Origin of the sequence: Enterococcus sp. 3G6_DIV0642 (assembly GCF_002140635.1) — a bacterium.
In the GTDB taxonomy this organism is placed as follows: Bacteria; Bacillota; Bacilli; order Lactobacillales; family Enterococcaceae; genus Enterococcus_D; species Enterococcus_D casseliflavus.
This window is the reverse complement of the sequence record NZ_NGLH01000001.1, coordinates 2,488,504-2,503,720: the sequence shown is the minus strand read 5'-3', so window position 1 is coordinate 2,503,720 and position 15,217 is coordinate 2,488,504. Positions and strand designations below refer to the sequence as shown.

Here is a 15,217-nt window from a genome sequence, read left to right as displayed (position 1 = left end):
GGAGAAACACTATGTCTCAAACCATTGAAATCAATACACCGATTCAAATCTTAATACCTTCACATTTAAAAGTTGTGGAAATTGAAGAATATGAATCATTAAAGAAAAAAGATTTGATGGGTCAAACATGGACAATGGATGATCTTAAGGAACGGCTGCAAACTACTGACGAAGATTGGATAAAGGAAAAAATTCTTTATCCAAACAGAGAAATACTAGATGTCAGGAACGGCGGTTTTGTTCGTTACTCAAAAGGCAAAGGGAATCCTTGGAAATTCAATGCTTTAGAAATGGCGAAGTATTTGCAAGAAAACTGGGCAAATATCATGTCAGATTGAAAGGATAATTCAAATGAAATACACACTATCCCAAGAACTATTGATACATAATCTTATCAAAGAAAAAATCAGAAGCTTACACGATCAACTTAATGATCGGAAAGTACAACTAACTGAAACACAACGAGATTTATCGATTCGGGAACTCCGAAGTTTTCAAGAGTTGATTTATCAGAATCGATTGAATCGGCAAATAGATTTGAGGTGAGAGGACAATGAATGAGGAAAATAATTTAAATGTACCAACTCTGGAAGAATACACGAAAATTGTTGTTGAAACAGGTGAAAATAACCCGAAAACAATCGCGGTTATCACGGCAAATGATATTGAACCAAGCGAGGGTTTTCGAGTTCGCATTACTCCTAAATATGATTAATGTTCTGTATCACGTGGAGGTATAGGATCATTTCCAAAACTATCTTTTGACTGAATTTGGCCATTCTTTTTTTGGACAATGAATTCAGATTGCTGATTCTTAGAAATATTTTTACCATACTCAACAGCATCCGATTTTTTATCAAAAATTTTAGTATCTTTGGAATTGCCTTCACCATGTACAGCCCATTTTCCGTCTCTAGGAGATACCCATTGATTTTTACCCACAAATCTCACCCCCTCATCAATTATTTCAGCCGACCACTGACTGATAAGGAAATTATACAACAGAAAGGAAAGATTATATGAATAAAAAATGGTTAGCTACGCTCCATGACAATCCTTTGTATAAAGCACGTCAATTACAAGGGATTGCTTATGCCAGCTTATTGTTAAACGGTATTTTGTTAGCTATTTGTTTCCTATTAATGATTGGAGGGTAACTAGATGTTTAAAGAAAGAGAAATTATTTTCACTACAAATCGAATGTATGTTAAGCCATACACTCAAAAAATTAAGTCGATTATCTGGAATAAGTTTGAATCGACATGTGAAGTAGAGGATCGTTCATTTGATAGCGATGAGACACCTGCGATTGCTTTATATTTTGTTGTTTCAGATGATCAGTTTCAAAAGTTACAAATGGCCATCCCTAAGTTGCTACCGGATTTAGTAAGTAAAGGAGGAATTCAATATGAATAACGACAAGTTAGCCCTAACGTTAGCCGATAAGTTGATGGCAAAAGTCAACAGTTTGCTAGATGCAGAAGTTCGAACAATTACTGCCGATTTACAGGATACTCAAAAGGACATTGAAGCAAAACGCACGATTTCAATAAAGGTTGGAATCAAAGTCACTAGTGATCATCGAGGAATTACCATCGATGCAGAATCAAATCATGGATTACCGAAACGAGAATTGGAACCAGTTGTTTATCCAATTGATGTCAATAATTCTGGACAGATAAATTTGTTCGAAGATGAGTGAAAGCTGCAGGTGATGTAGATGTTATCAAAGGCGATCGATTACTTGGAAAAAATGCCTGCAATTGTCATGCAAGTTCGTATGAGGAAACGTGGAAAGAATTATGTATACAGTATTGAAGCGAAAACTGAGCGAGGCAGAGTAGAGACGTTTCAGCTGCGTGGAAGGACATTGTATCATCATATTTTTCATCTGGGAAAACCAACCGAAGAAAAGGTTCTTTTCCAGTTTTCAGAACAATAAAAAAAGCCGCCAAATTGGCGACTTCTGAGAATGGTATTTCTTATCTCCGACAAGATAAGTATACCATCCTCAGACTATTTTTGCAAAAAACGCTACTATTTCGGCGTTTTATCGTCCTTGTATTAGATACTAACTTAACGGACGTAGAAAATTCTGGGGTGTTTGTCATGAAGAAATCATTTGTTAGAGAACGCAGAGTGGAAGCAGGACCATATAAAGAAATCCGACTTTACAGTAGGACGATCGAGCAGGAACGAAAATGCAGAGAACCCAGAGGTAGGAAAAAAAAAGTCACTGGTTTATCTCAAGCAAGATGGAATCAAGCCCAAAGTAAAAGAAAGGCTGCTTTGTTTCTATATGCAAACTTTGGAGAAAAAGATTACTATGCAACCTTCACTTATTCTGATCAATTTCTACCTGAAAAGCCTGCTGATGCCAAGCGTGATCAAGAAAACACTTTGAAAAAACTAAAAAGACTCTATGAGAAAGAAGGGGTCGAACTCAAGTACATGTGGTTTACCTCGTATCAATACGATGAGGAAGTAGGCTATATCACTCGAATCCATCACCATATCGTTTTAAACAATGGTCCATCAAGGGATGCAATCGAGAGTGTTTGGTCTAAAGGGCGAGGTAAGAAGAAGCAGCCTCTTGGTCGAAGGCAAGTGCAAAACATTCAATACGATTCAGATGGAATGCAAGGCTTGGTCAATTATTTAACTGGTCAAGAGAAATGGGAAAATCGCCAGTGGAAGAAAGGTCAAAAGCGATGGTCCAAGAGTCGAAACCTTAAAGAACCACACGAAACAACGAATGATGATTATTGGTCATTTAGAAAACTAAATAAATTAGGTATGTCCAATGATGATGGAGCAGAGGAAATTCTTAAGAGGTTTCCTCAATACCGAATTTTAGGAGATATATTGAAAATTTACGATGAGGATCGTGGATGGTATTTCAAAATCGAACTGTTCAGAAATGATGATGGATAGAGAAAGAGGTAGAAATGGAAAGTAAACAAACGTATCTCGTCGCCTGCTTTGATAAATCAGATTGTATCGACATGATGCAGGAAGTTTTTTTGATATTAAACATTGATGATCAAAACAAAGGGAAATTTTCTCCATGTATTAAAACATTGGAAATCAAATCAGAAGAAAAGGAAATCCGATTTCTTCAAAATCAGCAAATTTGCGATGCTGCATCAAACAAGTTAAATGATCAGTCAGCATATACAGGAATAGTTAAGAGTGATCGGTATTCACAATTCGTTTGCTTTGAAGATAAAGCAAACTATGAGCGCATTTACCGCAGAACATTAGATACATTTGGACAAAACGACAAAGAAGGATTTATTACTGAACTAATGCAGAAAGTAGGTAGAAATGATGTCTTCAAGAAATTTCCAAAATAGAGTCAACAATGATTTGGGCGATATCTTTGAAAAAATGATTGATCAAGGATGCTGGTACTACAGAACAAAAGAAATAGCTTTAATTGAAAAAACGCCTGAACCGTTTCGTGTGAAGCAGATACTCGGCGATGGCAGAATGATCGTTTATCCAATCGGGAAAGCTCAACCAGATTACAAAGGAACTCTATGGGATGGGCGTGCCATTGTTTTTGAAGCAAAGATGACCACAACGGATCGATTAAAAAAATCAGTGATCACACAAAATCAGGCGGCCTTGTTGGATCTCCATCAAAAATTAGGAGCGATGGCAGGTGTTTGTTGCATGATCAAAAAGACCGTTGGGTTTATCCCATGGAGTGATTGGCAGAATATGAAAGCAAAATATGACCGTCAGTACATTCTTGAAGAAGAGTTGGAAGAATATCAGGTTGCTACGCCTGGCTACATTGATTTTCTAAATAAGACAAATTGGTGATCCTGTGGATGAAAGAATAACCAGTTTCAAAGTAGCACGTGTCGAGTTCACCATGTTTTGCGAGATACGAGGATGGACGGTTGAGTATTTTTCTAACAATCCCAAGAATTACCGTCAATACTATGCAAGATGTTACGTTCCGGAAAAGGCGGATACCTATCATTTTATTATTACACTTGCAGGGAAGTACTATCGCCTTCTCGGAAATAAGAAGTGGGAGCCTTATGAATATGTGTATAAGCCAGCAGATGCAGGAGGTGATCAACATGAAACAGAATCAACAGGCGATGAAGCAGAAAGAACATGAGAAAAAGAAACGCCACAGAGAACGGGCTTTAAAACTACAACGATTGCTTTACCTTTCTAACCTTGATGATCGAGAGATTGATCCATTAATTGAGGACGAGCGAGAAGCATTGCGTGTTGAACTTTGGAGAGGGGAGCAATCCCATTTGCGAATTGTTGAAGTTCTATACAAAGGCGAAGTGATTTTCACAGGTACTCGAAAAGACGTATGTCGGAAGTGCAAAAAAGCAAATCGAACGATGAGCGATTTATTACGTTATGGTCATGAAGATAAACAAGGAAGGACTTACCGTTATAAGGATTGGAGTGGAACCATTGACGATGGGGTTGATTACGATTAATCAAAATAATTGGAGGGAAATTCATGAATGAGTTAGTTGAATTAGTAGAACAATGGTCAAAAGAAAAAGGATTGGATAAAGATTCTAGCAAACAAATGTTGAAAGTTGTCGAAGAAACTGGTGAAGTTGCAGCTGCATTAGCAAGAAACGATCAAGATGCATTACGTGATGGTATTGGCGATGTAGTAGTAACCCTGATCATCTTGGCAATGCAAAATGATATGGATTTATACGAGTGCTTGAATTTTGCTTATGACGAAATCAAAGGACGGACTGGAAAGATGGTCAATGGTGTTTTCGTTAAGTCCAGTGACCTGTAATAATTCCAGAATCGGAAGATATTACCAACTAGGAGGACAGAGAATGATTGATGCAAACCAAATGCAAAAACAAAAAAGATGAAATGTTCAGGCTTGAAGTTCAAGTAATCCCATTTCTTAATCAGTTTGAAGTTTTGGAATGTTCAGCCAGCAGAGAAGAATTAGAGTGTGTTCTAATTCCTGAAACAGCAGAAAACATTCAGAAGCTAAATGAATTTCTTTGCTTTATGAATTATTGGGCTATAGTACCAGAACACTATGCTCCAGCAATTTGTGAATTCTTAGAATATTGTCATGCTGAAGGGGCTGGAACATTAGATTTAGCTTATCTGGTATACAACTATCTAAACATCAACACAGATTGGCTATGGTTCGGTACTGCTGAAAGAAAATGGGTAGTCCGTTAATGACAGATACTACTAACTTTAGGAAAAGAAAAATGAAACGGGTATTGTTAATTACGTGTTCTCAAAAAAAAAAGGTGCAAATGCACCCGTCAAAGTCATTGATAGATTTCCCCAGTTGAATCAGCATCATACACTTCTCCATCTGGAGCAACACGATAGAATCCTAATGTGCCAGTACCTCCGTTTGCAATGGCGGCTTCACTTTGTGCTTTAAATAGATAGTCACTGCCTATCATTTCCCAAAATGTTAGTCTCGTGTCCGCATCGGAAAATCCGTATTTCTGCTTAATAGCTTCTTTTGCATCCTCTTCATTTGAGATCAGGGATACTTGGCTTGATGAAGACGTTGTATGATTTGAGTTGCTTGTTGAAGAACTCGTATCTGTTGTAGAAGGTCTAGTAATTGAAGAACTTGAAACTGTTGTCGAAGGCTTAATAATTGTGGAGCTCACGGAGCTACCAGAAGAATCTTTATAACTTTCATGCGTTGAAGAATTTTTTGTATCGTTATTACTTGCCGAGCATCCGGAAAGAAATCCAATAGCAATAAGGGATAGGAAAATTTTTTTCATAATATGTCTCCTTTGAGTTTATAAATGAATTATAGCACAGAATAATTATTGAATATGTATTTTTATAGGATAATCCGATTTTTTTGAATAGTCAGTTATCCACCAAAATAAACAACTTAAGGAGTGAAGCCAGTGCTACAAATTTTAGAGCTTTTCGGCGGCATTGGCAGCCCTCGAATTGCATTAAGAAATTTAGGAATACCGACAAAGTCAATTGATTATGTGGAGATAGATCAAAAGGCCGTTGATAGTTACAACGCTATCTTTGCAAACGAGTTACCGTTTAAGACTCAATCAGTTGTTAATTGGAATCTCAAACCAGATATTTTGATCCACGGATCGCCTTGCCAGGATATATCTATAGCAGGACATCAAAAAGGTGCTGATGAAGGATCAGAAACTAGGTCTAGCTTGATGTGGGAAACCATTAAAATCATACGTGATATGGGAAGGTGGAAGCCAAAAATTGTGATTTGGGAAAACGTCAAAGGCGTGCTGCATAAGCATATGAGAAAGAATTTTAATCGCTATCTTGATGAAATGGAGAAACTTGGATACTCAAATAGTTTTGAATTATTGGACGCAAGAGATTTTGGTCTACCACAAGCAAGGCAGCGTGTATTCACGATATCGATTCTTAATCAAGGGCCTTTCAACTTTCGAATTCTGAAACGCAAGCAAATGCAGGACATCAAAAAGTTCTTGCTTAATAACGATCAGGTCGATCCAATCTACAACGTAACGCAGCCTAGTGTCTTGTCTGTAATCGGAAAGACAGGTATCAAACGAGCAACGGTGATTCAAGAATACGCCTACACAATTACAACTCGACAGGATCGTACACCAGCACAAGTCATTGACTGTGGCAACGATCGATATAGATATCTAACTGAATTGGAATGTTGGAGATTGCAAGGATATTCAGATGATGATTAATTTGCAGCGGCTTCAACAGTTGAAAGAAACGGAAGATTTAGGATGCCAATGTATAAGCAATCTGGCAATAGTATACAAGTTGGGATCTTCGAGAGTCTTTTCGAAGTATTGATTTAAAGAAGGAGTGGTCCAATGGCAATTTACGTAGTATATGAGCAAGATCAATTCGTTTTTGAAGGAACACCGCAAGAAGTGGCAAAACGGCTAGGTATCAAGATTGATACTGTTTTGTGGTATAGCACGCCGACTGGTATTGCGAGAATGAGCAAACTTAAGAAGAGACGGCGTGAAATTGTGAAGTTGGAGGATTAGTCAGTTATCCTCCAAAATAAACAAAAAGAAGACAAAATTAATTGTCCTCTGAATTAGAATCAATAAATTGATTAATTTCTCTTTTTGCATTTTCAAACTCATAATTTTGGAATATGTGGTCGTCAATCAAAAGTAAATTGTCAACTGAATGGGTTGCTATGTGCATCTTGCACGACGTAGCAAAAACATTACAAGAAACATTCGGGGTAAAGAAAGGAAGGATCTCAAAGTCATTTTGCAGTCCTTTCTGAAATTCTTCGAGATAAACTTCGAATCCATCTATGTTGGATGGGGATAGGGTTAATGTTATTTGCTTTTTCAAGATAATTATCTCCTTTTATTAATAATTATACCACAAATTGCCTTAATACCTTTTCCCAGCTTATGGATATTAAATTGTTAAATTTAATGAAATCAACCGTGTGAAGGACATAAGTCTTTGAAAATAGTGGATTAGTCAGCTATCCGACGAAATAAAAAAACTAGTTCGAAAACTAGTTTAAGTTTCATAAGGATTATTTACAACGTTATTGATCATCTACAACTTTTTTCAAAGCGTTCATAATAATTGTTTCATCTGATGGATTATTCATTACTAATTCAGTTGCTTTGGCATTAGCAGCAGCAAAAGGAGTTTGTAAAGATTGTTTTACTTTTGGGTCAGTGACAGAGTCTATATAATCTTTCTCTTTTTGCCAAGCATCTTTAATTTGTTGATAGTATTCATCTTCTATATTTGTCATAGGGACTGAAGTTTCTTGGTTGCTAGAGTTTTCAATAAAACTACTTGCTGGGGTGTTATCTTGTGATTCCGATGTAGATTGATATTTATCGAGAGAATCTTCAGTAGTATTTTCGTGTGATTCTGTTGCAGAAGAAACCATTGTTGTCGAAGATGTTTGTAAAGTATCAGACGAATCGGAAGCAGTGCTGACGGACGTTTTGTTAGAACATCCAGATAGTACCAGAACACAGCCTAAAATAAAAAATGACTTTTTCATAAGTTTATTCTCCTCATATAAAAGCTTTTATGTTGAATTAAGGATAGCATAATGAAATAACTTGGTAAATAATTAGCGCTAGAAACGGTAAATGAAGTGAATTGTCATTTCATTAAACACAGTAAAGAATAGTCAGCGATAGCAAACGGGAGGGATAAGATGAATACGCAAGATCCAATACCGAAAAAAGGAACTTTAAACGACTCTCAACATTGGCATCTAGGTTTATTAGTAACACTCTATCATAATCATAAAGTGGATCAAGGCTATCCTTATTATCTAGCTTTACAAGATTATTTTGCACGGGATGACGGCCCTGAGATTGAAGACGAAGAGTTTGCTCAAGTAATAAAAGTATTTAGCAACTATGTGTTGAGTGAATTGGAGCAAGCCAATGAAAGTTAATCAGTATACAGTAATAGCTATTGTATCAATACTGCTAACAATCACAGGCTTGAGTTGGCTATCCTATACAATTGTGGATCAACAGAAGCAGATTGAGCAGTTACAAGAACAACTGCAGCATGAGCAAATGAAGTACAAGATTATTATCAATGATCCACTGGTACGAGATGCGATGGAAAGTGGAGGTTGATTATGACAGTTGCAGTTTTAGGTTTCACAAGATTCGTAATGATAATGGTCGTTGCAGTAATTGTTGGAAAAAAGATGGACGAGAGGGAAGGTAAATAAAAAAAGCCACTTCCTTTTTGGAAAGTGACTAACGCAAGATTATTTTACCATAAAAGGAGTGGCGTTTGTGAGATTTCAGTGGCTTAAAAATTATCAAGATTTAGAAGAGCAGATTCTCTTCATGAAATGGAATCTTAACAAGAGTAGGTTGGAATTGGAACGATGGGTCAGTGGTGATTTAGCAAACGTCCGTCTTGAAAAAAACTCAAGGTCAGCTTCTTTAGAAGAGAATTTTCAAATAATTGAAGAAGAGATTGAATTACTAGAAGATCAACTAAATGAAATGGTTCTACTGATAAAGTCGTTTAAGGGATTAGACAATCAAATAATGTATTTGAAATATGTTGAAGGGATGACTTTAGAAAAAATTGCCGAAGATCTTAACTACAGTACATCGTATATTCAAAAGAAACATACTGAATTAAGAAAAGCAATTGATTTTGTCGATGAGTATATTTTAAACAAAAATAAGTTGAAGATGAAGATATCATTGCAAGATCATCGAGAAAAGTTGCACAAAAGTTGCACTACTAATTCTAGTTTTAAACTTGATTAATATGGAATATATTAATAGCGTAGAAGAAACGAGAGACGGTCTATGGCTACTCACATAATCATAAACCGAATGGAGGAAAGCTCCTTATCGCAAAACTTCTTTGAATAAATAGAAAGACAGCCCATTGTTTTGAAACGAGGTGAATCACTTCAAATCAAATTTCGCTAGTGCTGTCTTTTTGTTATGAGTATTAAATGTACTCCACCACTAAGAAAGGACCCCTTTATAATGGCTTTAAGAGCGGACAGACAAGGACCCCACCGGGTAGCCTTTGAGAAGAACAAAAAGGTATTGCTTAAAACTCACAACACTTGCGGCATTTGCGGTAAGCCTATTGACAAAACACTAAAAGCACCACATCCTATGAGTCCAGTAGTGGATCACATTGTACCAATCAATAAAGGTGGTCATCCATCAAGCATCGAAAACTTGCAGCTGGCTCACTGGACCTGCAACAGACAGAAGTCTGACAAACTTTACTCGGTTAAAGATGAAGCGCCTAAAGTTGTAGGTAACAGAAACCTTCCACAAAGCACTGAATGGGCGTCTTATGGCGGTTAAAAAATTTAGATACAATCATACCAAAAAGAAATTAAAAACTGATACAAGCGAAAAGAGAAGGGGGGATAGGTACCCCTCCACCTTGGCGGCCGAGCTTCACGCCGTCACTGTACATTTTTTCTCACGCGACTTTTTGAAAGGAGTGAAATAATGGAAATTTATGGCATTGAGTACCTAAGAAATAAGCTAGCTCCTCATAAAATTCGTGTTGATTTAAGGTATAGACAATACGATATGAAGAAGAATGAATCAAGCTTCGGAATCACAATTCCACCTGAAATAAGAAAAAGATATCGATCAGTTTTAGGATGGTGTGCCAAAGGGGTGGATTCTTTGGCTGATCGTTTAGTTTTTCGTGAATTTGAACATGATGACTTTGAGGTAAACGAAATTTTTGAAGCAAATAATCCGGATGTATTTTTTGATAGCTTGGTTTTGTCATCTTTGATTGCTTCTTGTTCTTTCGTTTATATTTCAAGGGGTGAAGGAGAAATACCTAGATTACAAATAATTGAAGCAAGCAATGCAACGGGGATTATTGATCCAATTACAGGACTTCTAACGGAAGGGTATGCAGTTCTCGAAAGAGATAAAGATGGAAATCCATCTATTGAAGCATATTTTCTGCCTGGTATAACTCATTACTATTATGCTGATGAAAATATACCGGATGAACCTATCGAACATAGTTTTGATTATCCATTATTAGTGCCGGTAATTCATCGGCCAGATGCAGTTCGGCCATTTGGTCGTTCTCGTATTACACGATCAGGTATGTATTACCAGTCATACGCAAAACGTACACTAGAACGTGCAGATATCACCGCAGAATTTTACTCATTTCCGCAAAAATATGTTTTAGGAACAGATCAAGATTCAGAACCATTGGATACTTGGAAGGCAACCATTTCAGCGATGCTCGAATTTACAGTTGGAGAAGGTGGTAATGCTCCAACAGTGGGACAGTTCACGACTTCTAGTATGACTCCATTTACAGAACAATTAAAAACTGCAGCTGCTGGATTCGCTGGTGAAACAGGACTTACATTGGATGACTTGGGATTTGTTTCCGATAATCCCTCATCGGTTGAAGCGATTCGGGCAAGTCATGAAAATTTAAGGCTAGCTGGACGTAAAGCACAACGATCGTTAGGATCTGGAATATTGAACGTAGCATTTATTGCTGCTTGTTTACGTGATGACTACCCGTATTTTAGATATCAGTTTGCAAAAACAATTCCTAAGTGGGAACCATTATTTGAAGCTGATGCCAATTCATTAACATTAATTGGAGATGGTGCGATTAAATTGAATCAAGCGATTCCAGGATATATCAATAGTGAAATAATCAGAGATTTAACTGGAATAAAAGGTGGCGATAGTAATGGATAACGACATTGTTCCCGCATTACTTGAAAAAATTAAAAATGAATTTAGTGAGCAGACAATCAATAGTCAGAAGTTGAAGTCTGCTTTTTCTTTGCTCAAAAATCGTAAGGCCACATACAAAAATGTAAATGAGTTTGCTATTGAAATTGGAGAAATATTAGCAAATGTATTAGGCAGCAATATCAACATTGACATTCTTCCTGACGGGAAAATGTATTTTAATATTGCTGATCGGTTGCTTAATGAAACGCTGAAAAACAATTACGATTTGATTTCAAATTTTTCTGTTGATGTTCAAGAGCAGTTAAACAAAGAAGCTGCAATTAAAATTAAAGGACAGAAACCTGACTTCAACCAAGACAGGGTGAATGGCCTTGTAAACAAGATATCAGCAGCAGAAGATTTCGATACTGTTAAGTGGGTATTAGGAGAACCGATCGTAAATTTTAGTCAAAGTGTTGTTGATGATGTTATTAAAGCAAATGTAGATTTTCATGCGAAATCTGGGTTAAGGCCAAGAGTCAACAGAACCTTAGTCGGACATGCTTGTGATTGGTGTAAAAGTTTAGCTGGCTCATTTGATTATTATGATTTACCAGATGATATTTATCGAAGGCATGAAAGGTGTAAATGTATAGTTGAATATAAAACGGGTGATGGTCGAAAACAAAATGTATGGTTAAAAGCTTGGACTGATCCACAAAAGGAACAGAAAATTCAAGCTAGAAAAAATATAAATTTGAGAAAGGATGCGTGATCCAATATCTCCCAGCGACAGGGTTATCATGCATGATCGAGATTGAAAGGGGATAGTTTATGACTACTAAAGTGAAATTTGGTAATCAACATCCTACTCAATCGGTAATTATTCCATATGATAGATCTGTATCTCAAAGAGCGATTGAAAGATATCAAAGAACTGGTCGCAATTGTTATGATTGGCAAATTAGTATGCTTGAACCTATCTTGGCTATTGATGAAGATAATTTATGGGTTCATCAAAAGTTTGGTTTCTCAATTCCACGAAGAAACGGTAAAACCGAGGTTATTTACATTATTGAGTTAGATGCTTTAGAAGAAGGATTAAGTATTTTGCATACGGCTCACAGAATCAGTACGTCTCACGCTTCATATGAACAAGTAAAAAAATTACTTGAAGACACGGGATATATTGAGGGCGAGGACTTCAATTCAATCAAAGCTAAAGGTCAAGAACGATTGGAGCTATACTCAACTGGCGGCGTGATTCAATTCCGAACAAGAACATCTAGTGGTGGGCTTGGGGAAGGATTTGACTTGCTTGTGATCGATGAAGCTCAAGAATACACTACTGAGCAAGAATCAGCTTTGAAGTATACCGTGACAGACAGTCAAAACCCTATGACGATTATGTGTGGTACGCCACCAACTCCTGTATCTAGTGGTACCGTTTTTACAGGTTATCGAGATACTACGCTATTCGGTAAATCGAAGTATTCTGGATGGGCCGAATGGTCAGTTGAGGATATGAAAGATATCCATGATGTCGAGGCTTGGTATAATTCCAATCCTTCATTGGGATATCATTTGACGGAACGAAAGATTGAAGCGGAACTTGGTGATGACAAACTCGATCACAACGTACAGCGTTTAGGATACTGGCCTAAGTACAATCAAAAATCTGCTATTTCTGCTAAGGATTGGACAAGGTTGAAAGTAGTAGCTCTGCCTGTACTGAAAGGACCGTTGTATGTTGGTATCAAGTATGGGAATGATGGACAGAATGTTGCAATGAGTATTGCAGTTAAAACTTTATCCGGAAAAGTATTCGTTGAAGCAATTGATTGTGTGTCTGTAAGAAATGGCAATCAATGGATCATTAATTTCTTGAAAAAAGCTAACGTAAATGCAGTGGTCATTGACGGTGCTGGAGGTCAAAATATCCTAACTAAAGAAATGGAAGAGTTTAAAATTAAAGCGCCAATCCTTCCAAAAGTATCAGAAATCATTACTGCCAATTCATTATGGGAACAAGGGATATTTCAACAAACAATTTGCCACAAAGATCAGCCATCTCTAAGTTCAGTAGTTACGAACAGTGAGAAGCGCAATATCGGTAGCAACGGTGGATTTGGTTATAAATCGCAATTTGAAGATAGAGATATCTGTTTAATGGACAGTGCACTATTAGCACATTGGGCTTGTAGTATTAAAAAGCCCAAGAAAAAACAACAAAAAAGGTATTAGACGACTATTTAGCGGTAGTCGTTTTTTAATACACAAAATTACCGAACTGTCGGGCAAGCAGGAGAAAGGAAGTTTGTATTATGACATTCAAAGCAATTGAAACACAAGAGGAACTGGACCGTATTATCCAGGAGAGATTGAGTCATGAAAAAGGGGAGTTCGCTGATTACGATGAGATCAAAACGCGTAATGCTGCATTAGAAGCAGAACTAGATGATTTGAAATCAACAATCGAAGATTCAAGCAATGCCGCTAAGACTCATGAGCAAACAATAGCTGATCTAAATAAACAAATCGCTGAGAAAGAAACAGTGAATTTGCGCACTAGAATTGCGTTGCAAAACGGATTGCCAATTGATTTAGCAGATCGCTTGGTTGGAGATGATGAAGAAAGTATCAAAGCTGATGCAGAACGGTTAGCGAGTTTTGTAAGTAAGAAACAAACGCCGCCACCTTTGAAAAATACTGAAAATAATTTAGGTGAAGGAAAAGATGGCGCTTATAAAAATCTAATTGAAAATCTTAATTTAGAAGGAGAGTAATATTATGTCAACATTATCAAAAGGAAGTTTATTTGATCCAGAATTAGTTACAGACCTTATTAACAAAGTGAAAGGAAAAAGTTCTTTAGTAGCTTTATCTCAACAAAAGCCGATTCCATTTAACGGTCAAAAAGAATTCACTTTCACTATGGATTCCGAAATCGATATCGTTGCTGAAAACGGTAAAAAAACACATGGAGGAGTTTCTATTGCGCCGTTGACTATCGTGCCAATCAAGGTCGAATATGGCGCTCGTATTTCTGATGAATTCTTGTATGCTTCAGATGAAGAAAAAATTGATATTGTAAAAGCATTCAATGAAGGTTACGCTCGCAAACTTGCTCGTGGTTTAGATTTAATGGCATTCCATGGAATCAATCCACGTACTGGTACAGCGTCAGCAATTATCGGAACGAATCACTTTGACGGGAAAGTAACGCAAACAGTTGACTTTAATGAAGCAGATCCAGATGTAAACATTGAAACGGCTGCTTCAATGGTACAAGGTGCGGAAGGTGTAATTTCGGGTATGGCGATGGATCCGCAGTTTTCAGCTGCCTTAGCATCTTACAAAGTAAATGGTATCAAACAATTTCCAGAGTTAGCATGGGGAGCGAATCCGGGAGCTGTTCGTGGAATCCCAACTGATATCAATCGCACAGTATCTAACGGCGGGAATGACTTGGTTATAATTGGTGACTTTGCTTCCATGTTCAAATGGGGATATGCGAAAGAAATCCCATTGGAAGTTATCAAGTATGGTGATCCTGATAATAGCGGACAAGATTTGAAAGGTTACAATCAAGTTTATTTACGTTCAGAAACATACCTGGGTTGGGGAATTATGGATGGCAATAGCTTTGCTCGTGTGATTAAACCAGCAGGAGGCGGACAATAATGCAATATAAAAATACAAAAACAGGGGTTACTTTTAGTAGCCCTTGCGTTGTTTCTGGCGGTGATTGGGTCTTGTTGAAAGATGAGCCAAAAACTGATGAAGAACCAAAAGCACTGAATGAAGTAGAAATTGAAAATACTGACGATGAAGCTGAAACACCAGTTGCTGTTCCAGAACAACAAGCTGATGAAAAAGATGAACAAGTGGCTGGATTAGAAGGCATTACTAAAAAGCAAATCATGCAGGAATTAGATGCATTTGGCATCAAGTATAACCCTAGCTCTAAAAAGCAAGAATTGTACGATTTGATGATGCAAGGGAAGTGA

Annotated in this window: 26 protein-coding genes; 23 read left to right on the top strand and 3 right to left on the bottom strand. The window is 37.1% G+C overall.

Translation table 11 applies throughout. From position 1 onward, the window contains the following. Nucleotides 1-11 precede the first annotated feature (11 nt). Together A5878_RS12030 and A5878_RS17535 are read left to right on the top strand one after the other, a co-directional pair. On the top strand, nucleotides 12-338 hold the full coding sequence (locus A5878_RS12030; protein ID WP_041120560.1) for a DUF771 domain-containing protein: 327 nt from the start codon (nucleotides 12-14) through the stop codon (nucleotides 336-338). Between the two features lie 215 nt (nucleotides 339-553). Further along, the gene (locus A5878_RS17535) at nucleotides 554-715 is read left to right on the top strand and encodes a hypothetical protein (protein ID WP_179190646.1); all 162 of its coding nucleotides are present in this window, start codon (nucleotides 554-556) and stop codon (nucleotides 713-715) included. Here the strand turns inward: A5878_RS17535 and A5878_RS12020 are convergent. Beyond that, the gene (locus A5878_RS12020; RefSeq protein ID WP_086295637.1) at nucleotides 712-942 is read right to left on the bottom strand and encodes a DUF2188 domain-containing protein; all 231 of its coding nucleotides are present in this window, start codon (nucleotides 940-942) and stop codon (nucleotides 712-714) included. The two genes, A5878_RS17535 and A5878_RS12020, sit on opposite strands and share 4 nt — an antisense overlap. A 77-nt stretch (nucleotides 943-1,019) precedes the next feature. On the opposite strand from A5878_RS12020, the gene A5878_RS17530 reads away from it, so the two are divergent. From A5878_RS17530 to A5878_RS11970, 9 genes are all read left to right on the top strand, one after another. Further along, complete coding sequence (locus A5878_RS17530; RefSeq protein WP_179190645.1) at nucleotides 1,020-1,157, top strand: hypothetical protein; 138 nt, start codon at nucleotides 1,020-1,022, stop codon at nucleotides 1,155-1,157. 4 nt (nucleotides 1,158-1,161) lie between these two features. Continuing rightward, entirely contained in the window at nucleotides 1,162-1,416 is a 255-nt protein-coding gene (locus A5878_RS12015; RefSeq protein ID WP_086295636.1) for a hypothetical protein, read from the top strand. Next, nucleotides 1,409-1,702 carry a hypothetical protein gene (locus A5878_RS12010; RefSeq protein WP_041120554.1) on the top strand — a complete coding sequence of 98 codons (294 nt, stop codon included), beginning with the start codon at nucleotides 1,409-1,411 and terminating at the stop codon, nucleotides 1,700-1,702. The genes A5878_RS12015 and A5878_RS12010 overlap by 8 nt, the downstream gene beginning before the upstream one ends. A gap of 407 nt (nucleotides 1,703-2,109) precedes the next feature. Continuing rightward, complete coding sequence (locus A5878_RS12000) at nucleotides 2,110-2,934, top strand: hypothetical protein (RefSeq protein WP_228077427.1); 825 nt, start codon at nucleotides 2,110-2,112, stop codon at nucleotides 2,932-2,934. A 14-nt stretch (nucleotides 2,935-2,948) separates the two neighbouring features. Continuing rightward, nucleotides 2,949-3,356: a hypothetical protein gene (locus A5878_RS11995; protein ID WP_086295633.1), complete on the top strand. Its 408-nt coding sequence runs from the start codon at nucleotides 2,949-2,951 to the stop codon at nucleotides 3,354-3,356. Then, on the top strand, nucleotides 3,331-3,831 hold the full coding sequence (locus A5878_RS11990) for a Holliday junction resolvase RecU (RefSeq protein WP_373270294.1): 501 nt from the start codon (nucleotides 3,331-3,333) through the stop codon (nucleotides 3,829-3,831). Before A5878_RS11995 ends, A5878_RS11990 begins: the two co-directional genes overlap by 26 nt. A gap of 266 nt (nucleotides 3,832-4,097) precedes the next feature. Next, nucleotides 4,098-4,478 carry a hypothetical protein gene (locus A5878_RS11980; protein WP_228077428.1) on the top strand — a complete coding sequence of 127 codons (381 nt, stop codon included), beginning with the start codon at nucleotides 4,098-4,100 and terminating at the stop codon, nucleotides 4,476-4,478. Between the two features lie 23 nt (nucleotides 4,479-4,501). Further along, the gene (locus A5878_RS11975; RefSeq protein ID WP_086295631.1) at nucleotides 4,502-4,798 is read left to right on the top strand and encodes a MazG-like family protein; all 297 of its coding nucleotides are present in this window, start codon (nucleotides 4,502-4,504) and stop codon (nucleotides 4,796-4,798) included. 47 nt (nucleotides 4,799-4,845) lie between these two features. After that, entirely contained in the window at nucleotides 4,846-5,205 is a 360-nt protein-coding gene (locus tag A5878_RS11970; RefSeq protein ID WP_373270293.1) for a hypothetical protein, read from the top strand. 95 nt (nucleotides 5,206-5,300) lie between these two features. On the opposite strand, the gene A5878_RS11965 is transcribed toward A5878_RS11970, so the two are convergent. Beyond that, nucleotides 5,301-5,777 (bottom strand): hypothetical protein, encoded by a 477-nt coding sequence (locus A5878_RS11965; RefSeq protein WP_086295630.1) that lies wholly within the window; start codon nucleotides 5,775-5,777, stop codon nucleotides 5,301-5,303. 132 nt (nucleotides 5,778-5,909) lie between these two features. Between A5878_RS11965 and dcm the strand changes: the two genes are divergently transcribed. After that, nucleotides 5,910-6,713 (top strand): DNA (cytosine-5-)-methyltransferase, encoded by an 804-nt coding sequence (gene dcm, locus A5878_RS11960; RefSeq protein WP_256925788.1) that lies wholly within the window; start codon nucleotides 5,910-5,912, stop codon nucleotides 6,711-6,713. Nucleotides 6,714-6,845: 132 nt separating this feature from the next. Then, nucleotides 6,846-7,025: a hypothetical protein gene (locus A5878_RS11955; RefSeq protein WP_086295629.1), complete on the top strand. Its 180-nt coding sequence runs from the start codon at nucleotides 6,846-6,848 to the stop codon at nucleotides 7,023-7,025. Nucleotides 7,026-7,552: 527 nt separating this feature from the next. Here A5878_RS11955 and A5878_RS11945 read toward each other — a convergent pair. Then, a complete protein-coding gene (locus A5878_RS11945) occupies nucleotides 7,553-8,026 on the bottom strand; it encodes a membrane lipoprotein lipid attachment site-containing protein (RefSeq protein WP_086295627.1) in 474 nt (157 codons plus the stop codon). 159 nt (nucleotides 8,027-8,185) lie between these two features. Here A5878_RS11945 and A5878_RS11940 point away from each other — a divergent pair, with 159 nt between their 5' ends. The 10 genes from A5878_RS11940 to A5878_RS11895 all read left to right on the top strand — a co-directional run bounded on the left by A5878_RS11940 (nucleotide 8,186) and on the right by A5878_RS11895 (nucleotide 15,217). Beyond that, complete coding sequence (locus tag A5878_RS11940; protein ID WP_086295626.1) at nucleotides 8,186-8,431, top strand: hypothetical protein; 246 nt, start codon at nucleotides 8,186-8,188, stop codon at nucleotides 8,429-8,431. Further along, on the top strand, nucleotides 8,421-8,621 hold the full coding sequence (locus A5878_RS11935; RefSeq protein ID WP_086295625.1) for a hypothetical protein: 201 nt from the start codon (nucleotides 8,421-8,423) through the stop codon (nucleotides 8,619-8,621). Before A5878_RS11940 ends, A5878_RS11935 begins: the two co-directional genes overlap by 11 nt. A gap of 165 nt (nucleotides 8,622-8,786) precedes the next feature. Beyond that, nucleotides 8,787-9,275: a hypothetical protein gene (locus tag A5878_RS11930; protein WP_086295624.1), complete on the top strand. Its 489-nt coding sequence runs from the start codon at nucleotides 8,787-8,789 to the stop codon at nucleotides 9,273-9,275. Between the two features lie 228 nt (nucleotides 9,276-9,503). Next, entirely contained in the window at nucleotides 9,504-9,836 is a 333-nt protein-coding gene (locus A5878_RS11925) for an HNH endonuclease (RefSeq protein ID WP_086295623.1), read from the top strand. Between the two features lie 150 nt (nucleotides 9,837-9,986). Further along, nucleotides 9,987-11,228 carry a phage portal protein gene (locus A5878_RS11920; protein WP_086295622.1) on the top strand — a complete coding sequence of 414 codons (1,242 nt, stop codon included), beginning with the start codon at nucleotides 9,987-9,989 and terminating at the stop codon, nucleotides 11,226-11,228. Continuing rightward, nucleotides 11,221-11,982: a hypothetical protein gene (locus tag A5878_RS11915; RefSeq protein WP_086295621.1), complete on the top strand. Its 762-nt coding sequence runs from the start codon at nucleotides 11,221-11,223 to the stop codon at nucleotides 11,980-11,982. The genes A5878_RS11920 and A5878_RS11915 overlap by 8 nt, the downstream gene beginning before the upstream one ends. 59 nt (nucleotides 11,983-12,041) lie before the next feature. Continuing rightward, nucleotides 12,042-13,451: a DEAD/DEAH box helicase family protein gene (locus A5878_RS11910; protein WP_086295620.1), complete on the top strand. Its 1,410-nt coding sequence runs from the start codon at nucleotides 12,042-12,044 to the stop codon at nucleotides 13,449-13,451. An 80-nt stretch (nucleotides 13,452-13,531) separates the two neighbouring features. After that, a complete protein-coding gene (locus A5878_RS11905; RefSeq protein ID WP_086295619.1) occupies nucleotides 13,532-13,993 on the top strand; it encodes a DUF4355 domain-containing protein in 462 nt (153 codons plus the stop codon). A gap of 4 nt (nucleotides 13,994-13,997) precedes the next feature. After that, nucleotides 13,998-14,891 (top strand): phage major capsid protein, encoded by an 894-nt coding sequence (locus A5878_RS11900; RefSeq protein WP_086295618.1) that lies wholly within the window; start codon nucleotides 13,998-14,000, stop codon nucleotides 14,889-14,891. Continuing rightward, on the top strand, nucleotides 14,891-15,217 hold the full coding sequence (locus A5878_RS11895) for a hypothetical protein (protein ID WP_086295617.1): 327 nt from the start codon (nucleotides 14,891-14,893) through the stop codon (nucleotides 15,215-15,217). The genes A5878_RS11900 and A5878_RS11895 overlap by 1 nt, the downstream gene beginning before the upstream one ends.